Source organism: Bradyrhizobium iriomotense (genome assembly GCF_018130765.1).
GTDB classification, from domain to species: domain Bacteria; phylum Pseudomonadota; class Alphaproteobacteria; order Rhizobiales; family Xanthobacteraceae; genus Bradyrhizobium; species Bradyrhizobium iriomotense_A.
Genome location: NZ_JAFCJZ010000003.1, coordinates 161,462 through 179,009, shown reverse-complemented (window position 1 = coordinate 179,009; position 17,548 = coordinate 161,462). Strand labels below are relative to the sequence as shown.

Genomic DNA, 17,548 nt, shown 5'->3' with positions numbered 1-17,548 from the left:
CGCGCGCGTCAGACCTTGAGCGCGATCTTCTCTTCGGCCGTGATCACCGTGCCGTCGTCGTCGGTCCAGGAGAACTTGAAGGTTCCGGCCTCGTCCACCTTGGCGTCGAACTGGATGTAGGGATTGGCGGAGATCGCCGGCTCCAGCGCGCAGGAGAACACGGGCTTGCCATTGAACTCGCAGGCAAACTTGTTGATGATCTTGCGCGGGATCACCTTGCCCTGGGCATCCTTGCGCTGCCCCGATTCCATGACATGCGAGACCAGGGTCTTGATCTGGATGATCTCGCCTTTGGCCGCTTCCTTCGGAAGCTTGATGCGCGGTTTGTCTGCCATCTTTCCTCTCCTGCCCTTAGCCGCCGCAGCCGCCGATCGTGACCTTGACGGTCTTCTGCTCCGTGAACAGTGTGCCGTCGCTCATTTTCGCGACCGCAACCACGTTCTGGGTCGTCGCGAGCCGGATTCGGATCGAGGCCTCCGCCTTGCCCGACAGCGGGGTGAAGGACAGCGTCGCAACGCCCGCATTCGGATTGCCGTCGGCGATGATCAGAACATCCCTGACGTAGGACTCCGCGGTCATCGGGCTCTCGATATTGATCGACAGCGGCACGGTGTTGCCGTTCTCCGCGATCTCCGGCAGGTCGAGCGAGATCTTGCCCTTGGCAGGCTGCTTGCCGCTGGTGAACTTCTCGATCCACTTCGCCGCGTCGTTCGTGACTTCGGCATCGGCCGCCATGGGCATCAGGGTCAGCATGACGAAGCCGCCCCCGAGCGCAAATGCCTGCCGTCGATTGATGGCTTTCATTCCTGATCCTCCTCGCCGTCAGTTCAGCGTCTTGAGAAAAGCGATGACGTCCTCGACCTGCGCGGCCGTCAGAATCGATTTACCGACGAATTCGGGGCGCACCCGGCTCAGGCCTTCGTTCTTGAAGAACGCCGGCATGACTGTGTCGGTGAAGATACGCTTGGGGTCGGCGACGATGAGGCGCAGTTGCGCCTCGGTGTAGCGGCCGGCGACACCATCGAGCGACGGACCGAACTCGCCATGGAATTCCTCGGATTTCAGGCTGGTGACCTGATGACAGGCCAGGCAGTTGCCGAGCGTGCGCGTCAGAAACACCTTCCTGCCGGCCTCGGCATTACCCGGCGCACCGGTCAGCGAGTTCGGCAGCGCGTCGTTGACGATATCGAGCTTGATTGGCGTCTTCGTCGGCTCTTGGGCGCAAGCGACGCCAGCCGACAGACATAGTGCAAACGCAGCCACAAGCGAGCGCCGCATGTTCCCTACCCTTTGGCGAGGTGACGCCCGCCCTTGATTGCGATGGACTCACAATCCATCAAATTCAGTTATCATGATATGTTGATGTAAATGGCGGCGTCAAGCGGAATTCGTGCACCGCAGTCACAGCTAACCGTTTGCGGCAAGAAAATCCCGGAACGTTCCGCGCTCGTAGGCCCGCTCCCGCACGAAACGAAACATCGCCAGGAAGTGGGGCGGCTTGAGATAGCCCGGTGCCCGCGCAACCTCCCGCGCCATCGGCTCTTTTGCGCCGACGCCGGAGGACGATGGCGGAAAGAACTGGAAGGTAGGCGTGAACCTGATCCCATATTTCTGGGCGAGATCCTTCTCCGACAATTCCTGACCATCGAGGTCCGTAACCTTGCGGGAGCCGATCAGATTGAGCTGCAAGACTTCGAAATTGTCGCGGATGTACGTGGTGATGTCGGAATCGGCAAAGTTCACCAGATGTGTCTCGCGACAATAGGGGCAGCCGCGCAGCTCCCACATGATGGCGAGGCGCTTGCCACTGGCGGCGGCGCCATCGAGGTCCTCACGCAGATCGAGGAAACTCTGGAGAAACCAGGACTCGTGATAGAGCCCGTCATCGCCGAGCGCAGGCTCGGCGGCTACCTCGGCGCGGCTCGCGGCAAAGGCGGCAGCGGATGCCAGGGCGAGAAATCCACGCCGCGTGGGCGTGCTCGGCGGCGTCAGGGATTTGAGCTTTGGAAAATCTTGCACACCGGTCATCCCATTATGATATTCAAATTCTCGAATGTGACAAGGATTTCCGATCTTGCGCTGCATCATCGTTTTGCTGGCATGGCTGGTCGCAAGCGGGCTTGCCCTTGGGGCCGATGCCGTCGGCCCCAAGGACATGCCGTCGGCGATCCAGTCGATCATGGCCAATCTGCGCACCGCGGCGAGCTACGCCCGCACCGGGAATATCGCGCTGGCCCAGATCGAGACCGACGAAGCGCTGGCGGCGTGGAAGCAGCTTCAGGACATCACGGCGTCCAGCCCCTCGCCCGCCTACGCGTCCGCTGCGCTGACGGAATTTCTGACCAAGGGCAGTCAACAGCTAACAGAGACAGCGCGTGCGCTGGACACCGGCGACAACGTCGCGGCGGGCCGCGAGCTGTTTGCACTCCGCCAGTCCTTTCATCAACTCAGGCGCCGTTCGGGCCTCTACGATCTCGGTGACTGCGTCTTCGAAATTGCGCCGGCGATGGAAAGACTGCGCATGGCGGCCACGCGTTTCGACGAGCAACCCGCTTCGGCGCACGCCGAAGATACCGTGGCCGCAGCAAGCGTATTCCGCGATCGCCTGCAGCGCTGCAACGATTGGGCGAGCGCGGAGATCTCCGGGCAGGGTGAATTTCGCCGCCTGATTGACGGCGCGATCGCGAGTAGCGGCGAAATCGCCCATGCCTCGATGGCCGGCGACGGGCCGCTCGTGCATCGCTACCTAATCGAGCTGCAGTCCTACGCCCAGCTCCTGGATTTCCGCTACGGCTAGCTCAGCCGATGCGGGTGAGCGCAGGGAACTGCTCGAGCAGCCATTCCGACGCCACCGGCATCAACCCGGTCAGGAACATCAATCCGGTCGCGACCAGAAAGGCGCCCATCGTCTTCTCGACCAGGCCGAGATGCCGGCGCGCGCGGCCGAGCGCCGCCATGAAGCGACCGGTGGAGGCGGCCGCGATCAGGAAGGGAATGCCGGTCCCGACCGAATAGGCAAAGAGCAGCAGCGCGCCTCTCCCCGTCGTCTCCTCCGAGCCTGCCATCATAAGGACGGCGGCGAGAATGGGCCCCGCGCAGGGAGTCCAGCCGAAGGCAAATGCCAGCCCCATGACGAAGGCACCGGCCACGCCGGCCGGCCGATTGTCGAGCTGCACCGTCGCGCTGCGGTAGAGCAGTGGAATCCTGAGCACACCGAGAAAATGCAGGCCCATGACGATGATCAGGACGCCTGCGACCACGCCGAGTGTCGAGAGATGCGCGGAGATGAAGCGCCCGGCGATCGATGCGGTCGAGCCGAGCGCGACAAAGACCAGCGAGAACCCCGCCACGAAGGCCAGTGCGGAGGCCAGGATGCGCGGCCGCAGATCGGGCCTGTCGCTCGACAGATCCGTGACCGAGACGCCCGCCATGTAGCAGAGAAAGGGTGGCACCAGGGGCAGGATGCAGGGTGACAGAAACGACAACAGGCCCGCGGCAAAGGCCGCGCCAAGCGAGACATCCAAAGTCATTGCGCTTCATCCCTAGTACATATACGAATATAATGATATAAAGAGTCAGGGAAGTCCAGAGGTCGTTCCGTGGGGATGAGCCGAATCATCGCATTGCTCGCAGCCCTTGCCGCGCTCGCGCTCCCGGTAGCGCGTTCGCGCGCCGCCGAGCTCGTCATGTTCGAGCGGGTCGGCTGTGTCTGGTGCGCGCGTTTTGACGCCGAGATCGCGCCGATCTACGGCAAGACCGAGGAAGCCCGGGCGGCGCCGCTCCGCCGCGTCAATCTGAACGGCCCCCTGCCCGCCGATCTCGCTGCAATCGATCCTGGTGCCTTCACGCCGACCTTCGTCGTGGTAAAAGAGGGCCGTGAGATCGGGCGCATTCGCGGCTATCCGGGGGACGCCTTCTTCTTCGGCCTGTTGGACCGGATCCTGGCTGGATCAGGATGGGCACAAGGCGGGTCGTGACCACAGACGTCTTTGAGGAATTTGACGCGATGCCATTGCCAAAGCTGAAGGAGATCGAGGGGTCCGCCGAGCTCGAGCAGATGATCGAGAAGGCGCGCGAAGCAAGCGACATGCTCAAGGCTCTGTCGCATGAATCCCGGTTGCTGCTGCTTTGCATCCTCGCCGAAGGCGAGAAATCCGTGACCGAGCTCGAGCAGTTCCTCGGCGAGCGGCAGTCGACTGTCTCCCAGCAGCTCGCGCGGCTCAGGCTCGACCGGCTCGTCACGACCCGCCGCGACGGCAAGGCGATCTACTACAGCCTCGCCAATGAGGACGTGCGCAAGATCCTCACTGCCATCTACGATGTCTTTTGCGAGCCGGTGCGGCGGCGGCGCCGGTAATTCTCCGCGCTGGATTTTCGCCCCTTCCCAGCGCAGACTGCCCGACAAGCAGAACAAACATCCCGGGGAGGCATGCTGAGTCCCTCAACCATCGCATTTGCATGCGGACTGGCTGCTGGCGGCGTGCTCGGCGTAGCGGGCCGCGCCGGGCGGTTTTGCACGCTCGCGATGCTCGAGGATGCGTTCTTCGGGGCGGATTTTCGCCGGTTGAAATCCTTCGCGCTGGCTGCGGCGGTCGCTCTGCTCGCTACCCAGGCGCTCGCCGAATTCGGCGTCGTCGATCTGTCGCGATCGATCTACTTGACCCCGTCGATCGGCCTTGGCGGCGCGATCATCGGCGGGCTGATGTTTGGCATCGGCATGGCGCTGGTCGGCACCTGCGGCTTCGGTACGCTGGTGCGCATCGGCGGCGGCGATCTGCGCGCCATCGTGGTCTTTCTCGTGCTCGGCCTCTCGGCGCTCGCCACCATGCGCGGGATCACCGGCGTGCTGCGCGTGACGCTGGTCGAGCCGTTATCGCTCCGGCTCTCCGAGGGCAATAACCAGACGCTGACCTCGCTGCTCGGCGCGGGGAGCACGATGCGCGCCATCCTCGTCGTTTCGATTGCCGCTGCGCTTGCCTTCTGGGCCCTCGCAGATGGCAGACTAATCCGATCGCCACGTCTCTTGGCCTCCGGCTTTGCGGTCGGCGCTGCGATCGCCTTCGGTTGGTTCGCGACCGGATGGCTGGCAGATGACGAGTTCGACCCGGCGCGGGTCTCCTCGCTCACTTTCGTCGCTCCACTCGGCGACGCAATTCTCTACATCGCAACCTTTTCCGGCGCTCGGTTGAATTTTGGTATCGGGTCCGTCGCCGGTGTCGTAGCCGGCTCATTTGCCGCCGCATTGCTCTTGCGCGGCTTCCGCTGGGAAGCCTGCGATGACGCGCGCGAATTGAAGCGGCACATGACCGGCGCGCTTCTGATGGGCATCGGCGGGATCATGTCAATGGGATGCACCGTCGGACAGGGACTGACCGCGTTTTCGACGCTCGCTGTCTCGGCGCCGGTCACGATGCTGGCGATCGCTGGTGGAGCTCGACTCGGGCTCGAGTTCACGATGACCGGCGAATGGCTCCCGGCAGTGCGCAAGCTGTTTGGCGTCTCGACGTAGCGGGAAAAGCACATACGGCCGGAATCTGAAGCGCCCTTACCAAGAAGCAGCGAGCTCTCGGCTGCTTCACCCTTCGTCCAAGCCAACGCAATCCGCACCAGTGGGCTTCGCCCGAGACCGTCAGAAGTGCAACATCGCGGGAGATCGTAGTCCCAGGCGCTGGAGCGCGCCGAAAGCGGGATCTACATCGAGGTGGTGACTGCCCCGGAGGAAGCGTCGCTAATTTCCGCTGCGGCTGAGAGATGCCGTGATGAGCCTCCATCGCTCCGACTGATGTCAGGCGCCTTCCGGTTTGACGGCTCTTTAACGTCAAGCATGCGCTGACGCCGTCCCCGCCTCCGGAAATTTTGGTCGTCCAGGTTCGCCACCCAGAGGGGCGGTGCCAATTAAGAAGCCCAGCTCATATTGGCTGTCATGAGATTATTCTTGATCTCCCGGTGCACACGTCGTGCACACGGCGCCATCTAACCAATTGAAAACCTTAAACTCTCGCGCCAATCCATCATCGGAGCGCAAGAAAACTTTCGATCTAAGGCATTCATTTTGCTGAGATATTTCGACTTCGATCGACCCTATCTGTAATGGGACCGATTGAGAAATCTGGTTTGACGAGGCTTCCGCAGCCTCGCTGTTTTAGGGCTATATATGCGTGAATTGGAAGCGGAAATCGCCTCTTCGGATTTTCAGTGCACACGTCACGAGGGGAGGAGCGCGCAGGGCGCCTCGGTTATACTCATTCCGCGATGTGAGTATAATTCGCAGGCCGGGTGCCCCTTGGGAACTGCCGGTAATTCCCGCTTCGCCGTCTAAGGCAGCGCGCTGCGGCGTAAGATCCATCATGGACCAAGTTGAGCCAAATACAGCAACGAACAGCGCGTCACGGCAATGATGGTCCGCGTTGAGCAAAACGCCCTGTCATCAACTTTCGAGGACCTACTCTCCACTCCACTGATCGTGTCTATGGGTCGACTACTTGGCCGACGGCCGCATAGCGAGCCTCAGGAGTATCTTATTGTCGCGCATGATTGAACCTGGTTTCCGTCCATCAGATACCCCAGCGTAGCGCCGCGGTATGCACTGGGGCGTCCCACAATTCTTTTGCCTGAGCGTCGAGCACTGAGACAGTGATCGAAGCACCGGCCATGTCGAGAGACGTCACATAGGAGCCGGTGAGGAAACGCGTAGCCGTCATCCCCGCTCCGTCCAGAATGCGCTTGGCACTGTTGGCCATCAGATAGAGCTCGATCAGCGGCGTCGCGCCAAACCCGTTGATCAGAAGAAGCACTTCACTGCCCTTGCTCGGCGCGAGATCGCCCAGGATCGCGTTGAGCATCTCGGCAGCAATGGCATCGGCCGATGCCAGCGGCACCCGGCGACGACCCGGCTCGCCATGAATGCCGACGCCCATTTCCATTTCATTGTCGGCCAGGGTGAAGTTCGGCCGGCCTGCCGCCGGAATCGTGCACGGCAGCAGCGCTACCCCCATCGAGCGGGTGCGTCGGTTGACGTCATCGCCGAGCGTCTTGAGCGCGGCGAGCGGCATTCCCCTTTCAGCAGCGGCGCCGACCATCTTTTCCACGATCAGCGTGCCCGCGACACCGCGACGGCCGGTCGTGTAGGTCGATTTCTCGACCGCGACATCGTCGTTGGTCACGACGCTTGCGACCTCGCGCCCGGCCATCTCGGCGGCCATGGTGAAGTTCATCACATCGCCTTCGTAATTCTTGACGATGAAGAGCACGCCTGCCCCGGTGTCGACGGCCTCCGCCGCCTCGATCATCTGGTCCGGCGTCGGTGACGTGAAGACCTGGCCCGGACAGGCGGCATCGAGCATGCCGTGGCCGACGAAACCCGCATGAAGCGGTTCATGGCCGGAGCCGCCGCCAGAGATGAGCGCGACCTTGCCCGGCTTTAGCGTGCGGCGGCGCACGAACTTCCGCTCGGCGCCGAGCAGCAGGATGTCAGCATGTGCAGCCGCCAACCCGTCGAGACTCTCTTCGAGCACCGTGTCGGCGCTGTTGATCAGCTTTTTCATGGCGTCCTCCCGGTTATCTTTTTGCGTTTCGAATTCGTCAGCCGATGCTCTCGGCGTAGCGGGCGAGCTGGGCAGCAAAGTCGACGATCAGTTGCTCGAGCGCGCGATTTTTCTTGTCGTCGCCGAGATCTGGCACGGTCACGGTAACGATGCGCGTGCGCGCCTCGCGATGGGCGCCGCGCAGCCGCCCCGGATGCGCGCGACCATAGGCTTCGAGGAACGCCGCACGCTCGGTACCGGAGAGGTGACAGACCTCGAAGATGATCGCGACATGCTTGGCCGGGATCGGCACCAGATAGGCGGGATTGGTAATCTGGCTGACGAAGGAGCGATTCTTGCCGAGCGCCGCCGCAAGCTTCAACCGCGTCCCCGATGGCCGGTTGTCGAGGGCCCGCCGCAAAATGAGCTTGTAGTCCGCGACATTGCTATCGCCCGGCCGGCTTGTGTCTTCGCCTGCGTCGTCACTCATGCGCTCACCCCGGCAATGGCGGCCTTGAGCCGCGCCACCGCAATCGGCGAGACCGAAAGAGTCGTCAAGCCAGTCGCCAGCAGCGCCTTCGTCAAGCGCGTGTCCGCCGCGGCGTCGCCGCAGAGCGAGACCTCGACGCCGCGTTTGCGCCCGGCCTCAACCGTCCGCGCGATCAGCGCCAGCACCGCGGGATGACCGGCATCGTTGAGGTCGGCAACAGCGCCGATATCGCGTGCCGCAGCCATTGTGTATTGGGTCAGGTCGTTCGACCCGATGGAATAGAACGCCGCGCCGAAATCCTCGGCGCAGAGCGCTGCCGACGGGACCTCGACCATGATGCCGAGCGGCGGCCGGGCGCAGGCGATACCCTCTGCGCCGAGGGCCGCAAACTCTGAGTCCAGCATGGCGTTGGCGCGATCGAGCTCCGAAGGGATCGCCACCATCGGCAGCATCACCTTCAGCGTCCCATGCACGGCCGCACGGCACAGCGCCCGCAACTGCACGCGAAACACCTCCGGCCGCGCCAGCGAGAGCCGGATCCCGCGCAAGCCCAGGAATGGATTGCGCTCGCCATCGACCGTCACGCCAGGAATTGGCTTGTCTCCGCCGGCATCAAGCGTGCGGATCGTCACCGGCCGTCCTGCGGCCCACTCGAGGATGCGGCGGTAGACGGCGTACTGGGTATCCTCACCGGGCAGGCCCCTCGATCCCTCGAACAGAAACTCGGTGCGCACGAGGCCGATGCCGTCGCAGATGGCGGGATCGAGACCCGCAAGGTCGTCGGGCGCAGCGACATTGAGGAGAACGGCGATACGCCTTCCATCGGCCGTCAGCGCCGGCTTGAGGCGACCGGCGTCGGCCGCAATCTTTGCCGCATTCGCAGCCGCCATGCGGCGCTCGAACAGGCGGCGCGTTTCGGGCTTGGGATCGAAGATCACAGTGCCGCTGTCGCCGTCGACCAACGCCAGTGATGGCGGCTGTCCGTTCCATGGCAATGGACCTAGTCCAACCACCATCGGGGCGCCACGCGATCGCGCGAGCATCGCGACATGCGACGACGGCGACCCGCTAGCGAGCGCAATGGCACCGCCACGAGTCCAATCGACGGCCAGAAACGTCGATGGCGAAATATCGTCACCCGTGACGACGGAATCGCCGGAGATCTTTGCGATCGCATCCGCACCATTCAGGCCCGCGAGCACGCGATCGCGGATATCGACGAGATCGGCGGCGCGCGCCCGGAAATATTCCTCATCCGCCGCGCGATAGCCGGCGATCTCCGCGTCGAGTGCTGCGCGCCAGGCCTGATCGGCAACGGTGCCGCCCGCAATAGCTTCGTAAGCCCCCTCTGCAAGCGCATCGTCACCGAGCATCGCGACCTGGAACTCCAGGATCTCCGCGGCCTCGCCATGAACCGTCGCGATCAGCTCAGCGAGCTCCACGGCGGCCCTCTCGATCGCCGTCTTCAGCGCTGCGGCCTCCTGCGCGGGATCGCCCTTCGTCGCCCTGCTCGCCACTGCCCTCGTCAGCACGGCGACCGGGCCGATGGCAAGGCCAGGTGAAGCGGGATGGCCGGTGAGATGAATTTCGCCCACGATTCTACGCCTCGCCGAAACCGTCATGCACCAGCGCCAGCATGGCCGCGAGCGCCGCGTCACCATCGGGACCAGCGACGCGGAAATACAGCGTCGCGCCTTGCGGCGCTTTCACACGCATCACCTTCACCGGGCTCTTGGCGTCGGTCCAGGGTCCGTCGGCAGCAAGCGCAATTTCGATCTTGGCGGCAAAGCCTTTCGCGCATTGCGTGAGCTTCACCGACGGCCGCGCGTGCAGGCCGACCGGATTAACGAGGACCGCCGAGGCGGTCAGCGGCGCAAACGTCTGGGCCGCCCGGTTGGCGTTGGCATCATGCATAGAATTCCTCCGCACTGCGCTTGACGGCGGCAAGCGATGAGCCGCCCGAAGATTCGGTCGCAGCGATCACGGCCCCCTCGACCACCGGAGCATTACAGACCAGCACGCGCGCGCGCCGGTCTTCGGGGAGCATCTCGACCGCCATCTCCGAATTGGTCTCGGCACCGCCAAGATCGACGAGGATCGCAACGCCTGCCGGTGACCAGGCCGTCTCGATCGCCTCGAGGATTCCTGCAACGTTCGTACCGAGCCCGCCATCGACATCGCCACCGGTCCAGGCCAGCGGTACTGCGTCTCCGACCATCTGGCGCACCATATCGGCCGCGCCTTCCGCGACTTTCGGCGAATGCGACACGATGACAATTCCGACGTTGCTCATGTATTGACCCCGAGCTCCAGTGTCTCAACTGCTGCACCGATCAGAAGGGACGCCGAGCGCGAGCCCGGGTCCATATGACCGATGGAACGTTCGCCAAGAAACGACGCGCGGCCGCGAAGCGCCTGCATCGGCGTGGTGCGATCGGCCGCTTGCATCGCCTCGGCGGCGATCGCCTTGGCATCGCCGCCTCCCGCTAGAACCGCGTGAACCGGCACCAGGACATCCAGCAGCGTCTTCTGTCCTGCATCCGAACGGCCGCGCGCCTTGACGGCCTCGATTGCCTTCTCCGTCGCAGCGACCAGATCGGCCCGGCTCGGCTGCCCCGGAAGTGCCTTGCCCAGTTCCATGAAGAATGTCCCGACCAGCGGCCCCGAAGCCCCGCCGACCTTCATCACCAACGTCATTCCGATCGCCTTCAGCATTTCCGGGAGCGACTTGTCGGCAAGGCCCGGCAATGCCGCCAGCACCGCCTCGAAACCGCGCTTCATGTTCAACCCGTGATCCCCATCGCCAATCGCCTGGTCGAGGCTCGTCAACTCGTCCGCGTGTTCGATCACCGACGCTGCCAGCGCACGCACCAATCTTTCCCTGGCTACCCGATCAAGGCTCATGCCGCTACCCTCCAGCCCTTCGCATCGAAAAACAGTGGTTCATTCAGACGGAGCGAAACGACGTCTCCGGCCCCAAAACCCGCCTCGGGATCTGCCAGGGTCACAACAGGCCGGCCCGCGAGATCGAGATGAAGGTGGCTCTGGTCGCCGAGATGCTCGACCCGCTTGACGGTTGCCGATATGTCGCCGCCGCCGCGAGCAATCGTCAGGTGCTCGGTCCGCGCGCCAATCGTCTCGACGCCGACGGGCGCCCCCGCGAACAGTGCCGCCGGCAGCAGATTGATCGTCGGCTGGCCCAGCCGCGCCGCGACATGCGCGTTGATTGGGTTCTCGTAGATCTCCCGCGGCGTGCCGATCTGCATCAGCCGCCCGCCTTCGATCACGCCGATGCGCGACGCCATGGTCATCGCCTCGGTCTGATCGTGGGTGACATAGAGGATCGTCGCGCCGAGATCGACCTGGATCCGCTTGAGCTCGAGGCGGAGTTCGCCGCGAAGCTTGGCATCCAGCGAGGAGAGCGGCTCGTCCATCAGATAGATCGAGGGCGAGCGGACCAGCGCACGGCCGATCGCGACGCGCTGCATCTGCCCGCCTGACAGCTGCGTCGCTTTGTTGTCCAGCTTGGTCTCGATATGAAGCAGGCGCGCCACCTCCTGCACCTTCGCGTGGATATCGGCTTCGGGCACACGGCGGGTCGGCGCACGCAACGCGAAGGCCATGTTCTCGAACACGGTGAGGTGCGGATACAGCGAATATTGCTGGAAGACAAAGGCAACATCGCGGTCCGCCGGCGCATCGCCGGTCACACTGCGCCCGTCGATACGGATCGAGCCACAATCTGGCTGCTCCAATCCGGCGATCAAGCGCAATGCGGTGGTCTTGCCGGCACCGGTCGGCCCGAGCAATGCCACGAACTCACCGTCGCCGACGGTCAGCGATAGATCACTCAAGGCTTGAGTCTTGCCGAAGGCCTTGGAGACGGCATTGATCTCGACCTCAGCCATGCGCGCCTCCTTCATGCAGCGCGGTGCGAATCGCCCGGCCGGATGCCTTGTCGAAGATCGAGAGCGTATCGGGCCGGAAATCGAGCCCGACAGTCTCGCCGGTCCGAAACGATCTGCTGCTGGGTGAGCGGGCCTTGAGCGCGCCGTAGTGCGTCGTCACGGTCACGATCTGCGTCGTGCCCAGGTATTCGGTGCCGTAGACTTCGCCGCGGACCATGCCACGATCGGTAAAACGCACATGCTCGGGCCGTACCCCGAGCACGAGCTCGCTTTCCGCCGTCGCCTCCCGCGCCGCAGGAATCGCTACATCGCGCTCCCCGAGCCTGATCGCCTCTGCGCCGGTTCGCAGGCCACCACGGAACGGCAGGAAATTCATGGGCGGCGAGCCGATGAAGTCGGCGACGAACAGCGAAGCGGGCCGGTCATAGATGTCGCGCGGGCTTGCCACCTGCTCGACGACGCCGTTGTTCATCACCGCGATCCTGTCGGCCATCGCCATGGCCTCGAGCTGGTCATGGGTGACATAGACGGTCGTCGCGCCCAGCCGGTCATGCAGGGCCCGCAATTCATGAATCATGGCGTCCCGCATCTCGGTATCGAGCGCGCCGAGTGGCTCGTCCATCAGAAAACACTTTGGCTTGCGCACGATCGCCCGCCCCAGCGCAACACGCTGCCGGTCGCCGCCGGCAAGGCCGGAGACGGAGCGGTCGAGAAGGTGCGAGATCCGCAGGATGCGCGCAGCCTCGACGACCCGCCGATCACGCTCGGCCACGCCGATGCCCTCACATTTCAGGGGAAAGCAGATGTTGCGCCGGACATTCATGTGCGGATAGAGCGCGAAGAGCTGGAACACGAAGGCAATGTCGCGCGCCGATGCGCGGTTCATCGTCACGTCCTCGCCATCGAGCCGGATCGTGCCCGCCGTCGGCAGTTCCAAGCCGGCGATCATGCGGAGCGTCGTGGTCTTGCCGCAGCCGGACGGTCCGAGCAAGCAAAGGAACTGGCCGTCCTCCACCGTGAAGCTGGCGGACTTGACCGCATGAAATGCACCGAAGGATTTGTCGAGCGCCTCGACCTTGATCTGTGCCATCGCGCCCTACTCCCGAACCTTGGACACGATGGTGAACATCACCGTGCCGAACAGAGTCGTCGCAAACGACCACGAGTACAGTGTCAGAGACAATGGCTGCATCAGCATCACGACGCCGACGGCGATGATCGTCGTCGCGATGGCTTCGAGCGGGCCGCGGCGCAGAAGGCGGTCCGCAAGACCGCGACGCGCAATGGATGGGGTGGCGTCGATACTCATTTGCGGACAGCTCCAAAAGTGATGCCGCGCAGCAGATGCTTGCGAAGCAAGACCGTGAACACCACGATCGGCACCAGAAACAGAGTCGTGCCGGCGGCTACCGCGGGCCAGTCTTGCCCACCCTCGCCGATGATGATCGGAATGAACGGCGGCGCCGTCTGTGCGTTACCCGAGGTGAGAAGCACCGCGAAGGCGTATTCGTTCCAGGCGAAGATCAGGCAGAAGATTGCGGTTGCCGCGATTCCCGTGGTGGCCTGCGGCAACACCACCTTCACGAACGCCTGGAAGCGGGTGTATCCGTCGATCATCGCCGCCTCCTCGTATTCGCGGGGGATTTCGTCGATGAAACCCTTGAGCAGCCAGACCGCGAGCGAGACGTTGACCGAGGTGTAGAGCAGGATCATCCCGAGCCGCGTATCCGACAATCCGATGGTGCGGTACATCAGATAGATCGGGATCGCGACCGCGATCGGCGGCATCATCCTCGTCGACAGGATGAAGAACAGCAAATCGTCCTTCAGGGGCACGCGGAACCGCGAGAAGCCGTAAGCTGACAAGGTGCCGAGCGCGACGGCGAGCACCGTCGAGCCGAACGCAATGATCAGCGAATTGACGAAGCGCGGCACATAGTTCGAAGGACCGGCGACCACCATGTTGCGGCTGCGCGCGATGCTGTCGCAAAGGCCCTGCGGCGACCCCAGCGAGCGGATGAATTCCGGCGTCTGGCGCGAGCGGGTCGTGAACAGGTTGCAGAAGCCTTCGAGCGACGGCTTGAACATCACCTTCGGCGGATAGGAGATCGCATCGTCTGGCGACTTGAACGCGGTGAGCATGATCCAGACCAGCGGGATCATGGTGATGATTGCGTAGAGCACGACGAGCGAGCCGGCAAAGCGCCGTGTCGTTGCCGACGGCTCGACGACCGAATGGGCTGTGGTGGCTGATGTCATCGGCTTTTCACCTTGTTCAGCGCTTTCACATAGATGTTTGCGAGACCGAAGACCGTCACGAATAGGATGATCGCGAAGGCCGAGGAATAGCCGGTGCGCCAGCTCTCGAACGCCGCACGCTTGAGCGTGATCGAGGCAACTTCCGTGGTCGATCCCGGCCCGCCGCCGGTGAGCAGATTGACCATGTCGAACATCTTGAAATTCTCGATGCCGCGGAACAGCACCGCCAGCATGATGAACGGCAGCGCCATCGGCAGCGTGATCGACCAGAACTGCCGCCATTTCGACGCGCGGTCGACCTCGGCCGCCTCGTAGATGTAATCGGGGATCGAACGCAGGCCGGCGAGACAAATCAGCATCACATACGGCGTCCACATCCACGTATCGACGATGACGATGGCCCAGGGGCTCAGCGTGACGTCGCCCAGCATCTGGAAAGACGAGGCTGCGCGGCCGGTGAAGAAGGCGACGACGTAATTGAACAGGCCGATCTGGGGCTGGTACAGGAACGTCCAGAAATTGCCAACGACGGCCGGCGAGAGCATCATCGGCAGCAGGATGATCGTGGTCCACATCCCGTGGCCGCGGAATTTCTTGTCGATGAGGTAAGCGAGGCCGAATCCGAGGACGGTCTCGATCACCACCGTCCAGATCACGAAATGCGCGGTCACCTGCATCGCCGCCCAGATGTCAGGATCGGTCAGGATCGACTGGTACCAGTCAGCGCCCAGCCAGATCGTCGGCACGTTGGCCCTGTTCGCGCGGTAGTTCGTGAACGACAGATAGATCGTCCAGAGCAGCGGAAAGATATTGATCGCCAGCAGCAGCACGATCGTCGGCGTGATGAAGAGCCAGGCGAGCGTCCTGTCCGACAGGCCCCGGATACGACGCGCCACGCCTGGCCGGACCATGACGGCCCGATAGGTGATCCGCGAAGAGGCACTCAATTCGTTCATTGCGTGAACCGTCCTGGCACCCGGCGTCGACACAGCGACGAATTCCGGTCATCTCGAAGGAAACCCGGAGCGCGAGCGCACGCGCTCCGGGCAGCTTGCATCAGAACTTCTTGCCTTCTTCCTTGAAGATCGCCTTCCAGTCCTTCACCAGACCGTCGAGCGCTTCCTGCGCGGTGCCCTTGTCGGCGACCACATAGTCGTGCACGCGCTTCTGCTCGGCTTGCAGCAGCTGGGCGTACGAAGGCTCGGCCCAGAAGTCGACGACCATTCCCATCGACTGCAGGAACTCCTTTGCAAAGGGCGCGCTGTTCGGGAAGCTCGGATCGTTCAGCACGGACTTGGCGCAGGAATAGCCGCCGAGCGCCCACCACTTCTTCTGGACGTCGCCGCCGGAGAACCACTTGATGTATTGCAGCGCTTCGGCCTGGTTCTTGGAGTACGAGACCACCGAGATGCCCTGTCCGCCGAGCTGCGTCGCCTGCGCGGCGGGACCGGCCGGATTGACGAAGAAGCCGATCTTGTCGCCGCCGACATTCGGGTCCTTGTAGAGGCCCGGGAAGAAGGCGAAGAAGTTCATCTGCAGCGCGACCTGGCCGGACTTGAAGGCATCGAGTCCCTCCGACATGTAGGAATTGGAGGCGCCGGGCGGCGTGCAGCACTTGTAGAGGTCCTTGTAAGCCTCGAGCCCCTTCACGGCGCTGGCCGAGTTCACGAACCCGTCCATCGCATAGGGCTTCTTCGGATCGTCGTATTTGAAGCCGTAATCGTAGAGGTAGTTCGAGACGCCCATGGTGATGCCTTCCGAGCCACGCTCGGTGTAGATCGAGGCGCCATAGACCTTCTTGCCGTCGATCTCGCGGCCCTGGAAGAATTGCGCGATGTCCTTGAGCTCACCGAGCGTCTTCGGCACGCCGATGTCGCGGCCGTATTTGGCCTTGAAGTCCTTCTGCACGTCCGGCCGCGCGAACCAGTCCTTGCGATAGGTCCAGCCCACCGCATCGCCCATCGCCGGCAGCGCCCAATAGTTCGGCGTGTTCTTCGGCCACTCGGAATAGCCGACCACCGTGGCCGGCATGTAGTCGTCCATGCTGATTCCTTCTTTCTTGAAGAAATCGTTGAGCTTGACGTACTGGCCGTTCTCCGCAGCGCCGCCAATCCATTGTGAATCGCCGATGATGAGGTCGCACAGCGAGCCGTGCGAATTGAGTTCGTTCAGGAATCGATCGGCGTAATTAGTCCACGGCACGAATTCGAACTTCATACCGATACCCGATTTGGCGGTGAAGTCCTTCGACAATTCGACCAGCGCGTTGGCGGGATCCCATGCGGCCCAGCACAGCGTGATGGTCTTGCCTTGCGCCTGCGCGGGCGTGGTGCCCGCTCCGACGACGAACGCGGCGGCAACAGCCCCGCATGCCACTACAAGCGTCTTCATCGTTCGTTTCATTACACGTTCCCTCCGAGTGGGCCGGCCATCGACATGGCGCGGCTTTCCTACCCGCTCGAATGCTTCGAGCAGAGCGACACAGTCCATGACGAGCTGAACAACTAAACTGGCGTTTCCTCGCGCCACCCGGATTCTATAGGCCCGGCAGGCTCGATTTGTTTAGTAATGCACGATTTACTAAACATTGCAAGCGCAGTTTGGCTGGTCGTCCGCTCGGCCGATTGCAATTTTCTCGTTACGAGCTGATCGCTGTTGCGGACAAGCCGGAGCGTCGACGGAGCAAGGGCGATCACCAGGTCCAGGTGATGATAGTGAGCTTGATAGCTTTAGATGAATGGCATCGACCAGCGAGCAGCGTGCTGGAGTAAACGCTTGACTTGGGTGTGGCTGCGCTACGCCCACAGCTGCGTAGCCGCCGGTAAGGTCGGCGGCACAGGACGCCGACGTAATGTACTTCACGAGCAGCGAGAGAGGGCGCCGGAGATTGCAGCGAACGCTCCCGCATCGATGTTGGCGCAACTTCGCTGAGGTCTACAGAGGGCCTCTATGGCAACTCGTCGCGGAGCCAATTTTGGGACTCGCTTCGCCCACTCCGGAGAGCTTGTTCACGTCGGTTGTTGCAAGATTTCTCTTGATCTCCCGGTGCACACGTCGTCTTCCAACCAACTGAAAATACTGAACTCTCGGTCCAATCCATCATGGGGCCAATTTGAGCTAATTACAGCAGACGAAAAGGTTGAGCGAAAATCAGCAGCTTTTGCGCCAATAGGTGCGATCCTCGCAAGACTGGTGTGATCCTGAGTTGAACGGCGCCCAGACCGTTGTTGTGTCGGCATTTGTCGTAGACCGGCCATCAAGTGCACCCACCGTCTGCTCGACTCTGAACGGACATGCCATTCAGCGCGGCAAGGAATTTGCACGTTAAACTTCGCGCCTTCGACTGAGCCCTCGGCTTTGCTTCAACA

General features: G+C 62.9%; 21 protein-coding genes. 4 read left to right on the top strand and 17 right to left on the bottom strand.

Annotation, left to right across the window (positions count from 1 at the left end):
* Positions 1 to 8 precede the first annotated feature (8 nt).
* The 4 genes from soxZ to JQ635_RS07030 all read right to left on the bottom strand — a co-directional run bounded on the left by soxZ (position 9) and on the right by JQ635_RS07030 (position 2,028).
* Positions 9 to 335: a thiosulfate oxidation carrier complex protein SoxZ gene (gene soxZ, locus JQ635_RS07045; protein WP_211409147.1), complete on the bottom strand. Its 327-nt coding sequence runs from the start codon at positions 333 to 335 to the stop codon at positions 9 to 11.
* A 16-nt stretch (positions 336 to 351) separates the two neighbouring features.
* On the bottom strand, positions 352 to 804 hold the full coding sequence (soxY, locus tag JQ635_RS07040) for a thiosulfate oxidation carrier protein SoxY (RefSeq protein WP_211409146.1): 453 nt from the start codon (positions 802 to 804) through the stop codon (positions 352 to 354).
* Between the two features lie 18 nt (positions 805 to 822).
* Positions 823 to 1,278, bottom strand: coding sequence for a sulfur oxidation c-type cytochrome SoxX (gene soxX, locus JQ635_RS07035; protein WP_211409145.1), 456 nt, complete (start codon positions 1,276 to 1,278; stop codon positions 823 to 825).
* A 129-nt stretch (positions 1,279 to 1,407) separates the two neighbouring features.
* Entirely contained in the window at positions 1,408 to 2,028 is a 621-nt protein-coding gene (locus JQ635_RS07030; protein ID WP_211409144.1) for a SoxW family protein, read from the bottom strand.
* Between the two features lie 46 nt (positions 2,029 to 2,074).
* Here JQ635_RS07030 and JQ635_RS07025 point away from each other — a divergent pair, with 46 nt between their 5' ends.
* Complete coding sequence (locus tag JQ635_RS07025; protein ID WP_211409143.1) at positions 2,075 to 2,797, top strand: hypothetical protein; 723 nt, start codon at positions 2,075 to 2,077, stop codon at positions 2,795 to 2,797.
* Position 2,798: 1 nt separating this feature from the next.
* On the opposite strand, the gene JQ635_RS07020 is transcribed toward JQ635_RS07025, so the two are convergent.
* Entirely contained in the window at positions 2,799 to 3,530 is a 732-nt protein-coding gene (locus JQ635_RS07020) for a cytochrome c biogenesis CcdA family protein (RefSeq protein ID WP_211409142.1), read from the bottom strand.
* A 75-nt stretch (positions 3,531 to 3,605) separates the two neighbouring features.
* On the opposite strand from JQ635_RS07020, the gene JQ635_RS07015 reads away from it, so the two are divergent.
* From JQ635_RS07015 to JQ635_RS07005, 3 genes are all read left to right on the top strand, one after another.
* Positions 3,606 to 3,977, top strand: coding sequence for a thioredoxin (locus tag JQ635_RS07015; protein ID WP_211409141.1), 372 nt, complete (start codon positions 3,606 to 3,608; stop codon positions 3,975 to 3,977).
* A 29-nt stretch (positions 3,978 to 4,006) separates the two neighbouring features.
* Positions 4,007 to 4,357, top strand: a complete 351-nt coding sequence (locus JQ635_RS07010; protein ID WP_074116877.1) for an ArsR/SmtB family transcription factor — start codon at positions 4,007 to 4,009, stop codon at positions 4,355 to 4,357.
* Between the two features lie 72 nt (positions 4,358 to 4,429).
* Entirely contained in the window at positions 4,430 to 5,509 is a 1,080-nt protein-coding gene (locus tag JQ635_RS07005) for a YeeE/YedE family protein (RefSeq protein ID WP_211409140.1), read from the top strand.
* A gap of 1,045 nt (positions 5,510 to 6,554) precedes the next feature.
* On the opposite strand, the gene dhaK is transcribed toward JQ635_RS07005, so the two are convergent.
* The 12 genes from dhaK to JQ635_RS06945 all read right to left on the bottom strand — a co-directional run bounded on the left by dhaK (position 6,555) and on the right by JQ635_RS06945 (position 16,571).
* On the bottom strand, positions 6,555 to 7,544 hold the full coding sequence (gene dhaK, locus JQ635_RS07000; protein ID WP_211409139.1) for a dihydroxyacetone kinase subunit DhaK: 990 nt from the start codon (positions 7,542 to 7,544) through the stop codon (positions 6,555 to 6,557).
* A gap of 37 nt (positions 7,545 to 7,581) precedes the next feature.
* Positions 7,582 to 8,013 (bottom strand): hypothetical protein, encoded by a 432-nt coding sequence (locus JQ635_RS06995; protein WP_211409138.1) that lies wholly within the window; start codon positions 8,011 to 8,013, stop codon positions 7,582 to 7,584.
* Complete coding sequence (ptsP, locus tag JQ635_RS06990; RefSeq protein WP_433996554.1) at positions 8,010 to 9,608, bottom strand: phosphoenolpyruvate--protein phosphotransferase; 1,599 nt, start codon at positions 9,606 to 9,608, stop codon at positions 8,010 to 8,012. The genes JQ635_RS06995 and ptsP overlap by 4 nt, the downstream gene beginning before the upstream one ends.
* Before the next feature lie 4 nt (positions 9,609 to 9,612).
* Positions 9,613 to 9,927 carry an HPr family phosphocarrier protein gene (locus JQ635_RS06985; RefSeq protein ID WP_211409136.1) on the bottom strand — a complete coding sequence of 105 codons (315 nt, stop codon included), beginning with the start codon at positions 9,925 to 9,927 and terminating at the stop codon, positions 9,613 to 9,615.
* A complete protein-coding gene (gene dhaM / locus JQ635_RS06980) occupies positions 9,920 to 10,306 on the bottom strand; it encodes a dihydroxyacetone kinase phosphoryl donor subunit DhaM (RefSeq protein WP_211409135.1) in 387 nt (128 codons plus the stop codon). The genes JQ635_RS06985 and dhaM overlap by 8 nt, the downstream gene beginning before the upstream one ends.
* Positions 10,303 to 10,917 carry a dihydroxyacetone kinase subunit DhaL gene (gene dhaL / locus JQ635_RS06975; protein WP_211409134.1) on the bottom strand — a complete coding sequence of 205 codons (615 nt, stop codon included), beginning with the start codon at positions 10,915 to 10,917 and terminating at the stop codon, positions 10,303 to 10,305. Before dhaL ends, dhaM begins: the two co-directional genes overlap by 4 nt.
* Positions 10,914 to 11,921, bottom strand: coding sequence for an ABC transporter ATP-binding protein (locus tag JQ635_RS06970; RefSeq protein WP_211409133.1), 1,008 nt, complete (start codon positions 11,919 to 11,921; stop codon positions 10,914 to 10,916). Before JQ635_RS06970 ends, dhaL begins: the two co-directional genes overlap by 4 nt.
* Complete coding sequence (locus tag JQ635_RS06965; protein ID WP_211409132.1) at positions 11,914 to 13,011, bottom strand: ABC transporter ATP-binding protein; 1,098 nt, start codon at positions 13,009 to 13,011, stop codon at positions 11,914 to 11,916. Before JQ635_RS06965 ends, JQ635_RS06970 begins: the two co-directional genes overlap by 8 nt.
* 6 nt (positions 13,012 to 13,017) lie before the next feature.
* Positions 13,018 to 13,230, bottom strand: a complete 213-nt coding sequence (locus tag JQ635_RS06960; protein WP_211409131.1) for a hypothetical protein — start codon at positions 13,228 to 13,230, stop codon at positions 13,018 to 13,020.
* On the bottom strand, positions 13,227 to 14,180 hold the full coding sequence (locus JQ635_RS06955) for a carbohydrate ABC transporter permease (protein ID WP_211409130.1): 954 nt from the start codon (positions 14,178 to 14,180) through the stop codon (positions 13,227 to 13,229). Before JQ635_RS06955 ends, JQ635_RS06960 begins: the two co-directional genes overlap by 4 nt.
* Positions 14,177 to 15,136 (bottom strand): carbohydrate ABC transporter permease, encoded by a 960-nt coding sequence (locus JQ635_RS06950; RefSeq protein ID WP_211409129.1) that lies wholly within the window; start codon positions 15,134 to 15,136, stop codon positions 14,177 to 14,179. The genes JQ635_RS06955 and JQ635_RS06950 overlap by 4 nt, the downstream gene beginning before the upstream one ends.
* Before the next feature lie 100 nt (positions 15,137 to 15,236).
* Entirely contained in the window at positions 15,237 to 16,571 is a 1,335-nt protein-coding gene (locus JQ635_RS06945) for an ABC transporter substrate-binding protein (protein WP_433996553.1), read from the bottom strand.
* Between the last annotated feature and the right edge of the window lie 977 nt (positions 16,572 to 17,548).

Excerpts from the sequence above, each read along its gene's own strand:
- dhaL (WP_211409134.1), bottom strand. The coding sequence starts at position 10,917 with ATGAGCCTTGATCGGGTAGCCAGGGAAAGATTGGTGCGTGCGCTGGCA.
- JQ635_RS06955 (WP_211409130.1), bottom strand. The coding sequence starts at position 14,180 with ATGACATCAGCCACCACAGCCCATTCGGTCGTCGAGCCGTCGGCAACG.
- dhaM (WP_211409135.1), bottom strand. The coding sequence starts at position 10,306 with ATGAGCAACGTCGGAATTGTCATCGTGTCGCATTCGCCGAAAGTCGCG.
- JQ635_RS07010 (WP_074116877.1), top strand. The coding sequence starts at position 4,007 with ATGCCATTGCCAAAGCTGAAGGAGATCGAGGGGTCCGCCGAGCTCGAG.
- JQ635_RS06970 (WP_211409133.1), bottom strand. The coding sequence starts at position 11,921 with ATGGCTGAGGTCGAGATCAATGCCGTCTCCAAGGCCTTCGGCAAGACT.
- JQ635_RS07020 (WP_211409142.1), bottom strand. The coding sequence starts at position 3,530 with ATGACTTTGGATGTCTCGCTTGGCGCGGCCTTTGCCGCGGGCCTGTTG.
- JQ635_RS06965 (WP_211409132.1), bottom strand. The coding sequence starts at position 13,011 with ATGGCACAGATCAAGGTCGAGGCGCTCGACAAATCCTTCGGTGCATTT.
- JQ635_RS06960 (WP_211409131.1), bottom strand. The coding sequence starts at position 13,230 with ATGAGTATCGACGCCACCCCATCCATTGCGCGTCGCGGTCTTGCGGAC.
- dhaK (WP_211409139.1), bottom strand. The coding sequence starts at position 7,544 with ATGAAAAAGCTGATCAACAGCGCCGACACGGTGCTCGAAGAGAGTCTC.
- soxX (WP_211409145.1), bottom strand. The coding sequence starts at position 1,278 with ATGCGGCGCTCGCTTGTGGCTGCGTTTGCACTATGTCTGTCGGCTGGC.
- JQ635_RS07030 (WP_211409144.1), bottom strand. The coding sequence starts at position 2,028 with ATGACCGGTGTGCAAGATTTTCCAAAGCTCAAATCCCTGACGCCGCCG.
- JQ635_RS06995 (WP_211409138.1), bottom strand. The coding sequence starts at position 8,013 with ATGAGTGACGACGCAGGCGAAGACACAAGCCGGCCGGGCGATAGCAAT.
- JQ635_RS07015 (WP_211409141.1), top strand. The coding sequence starts at position 3,606 with ATGAGCCGAATCATCGCATTGCTCGCAGCCCTTGCCGCGCTCGCGCTC.
- soxZ (WP_211409147.1), bottom strand. The coding sequence starts at position 335 with ATGGCAGACAAACCGCGCATCAAGCTTCCGAAGGAAGCGGCCAAAGGC.
- JQ635_RS06945 (WP_433996553.1), bottom strand. The coding sequence starts at position 16,571 with ATGAAGACGCTTGTAGTGGCATGCGGGGCTGTTGCCGCCGCGTTCGTC.
- JQ635_RS07005 (WP_211409140.1), top strand. The coding sequence starts at position 4,430 with ATGCTGAGTCCCTCAACCATCGCATTTGCATGCGGACTGGCTGCTGGC.
- JQ635_RS06985 (WP_211409136.1), bottom strand. The coding sequence starts at position 9,927 with ATGCATGATGCCAACGCCAACCGGGCGGCCCAGACGTTTGCGCCGCTG.
- JQ635_RS06950 (WP_211409129.1), bottom strand. The coding sequence starts at position 15,136 with ATGAACGAATTGAGTGCCTCTTCGCGGATCACCTATCGGGCCGTCATG.
- soxY (WP_211409146.1), bottom strand. The coding sequence starts at position 804 with ATGAAAGCCATCAATCGACGGCAGGCATTTGCGCTCGGGGGCGGCTTC.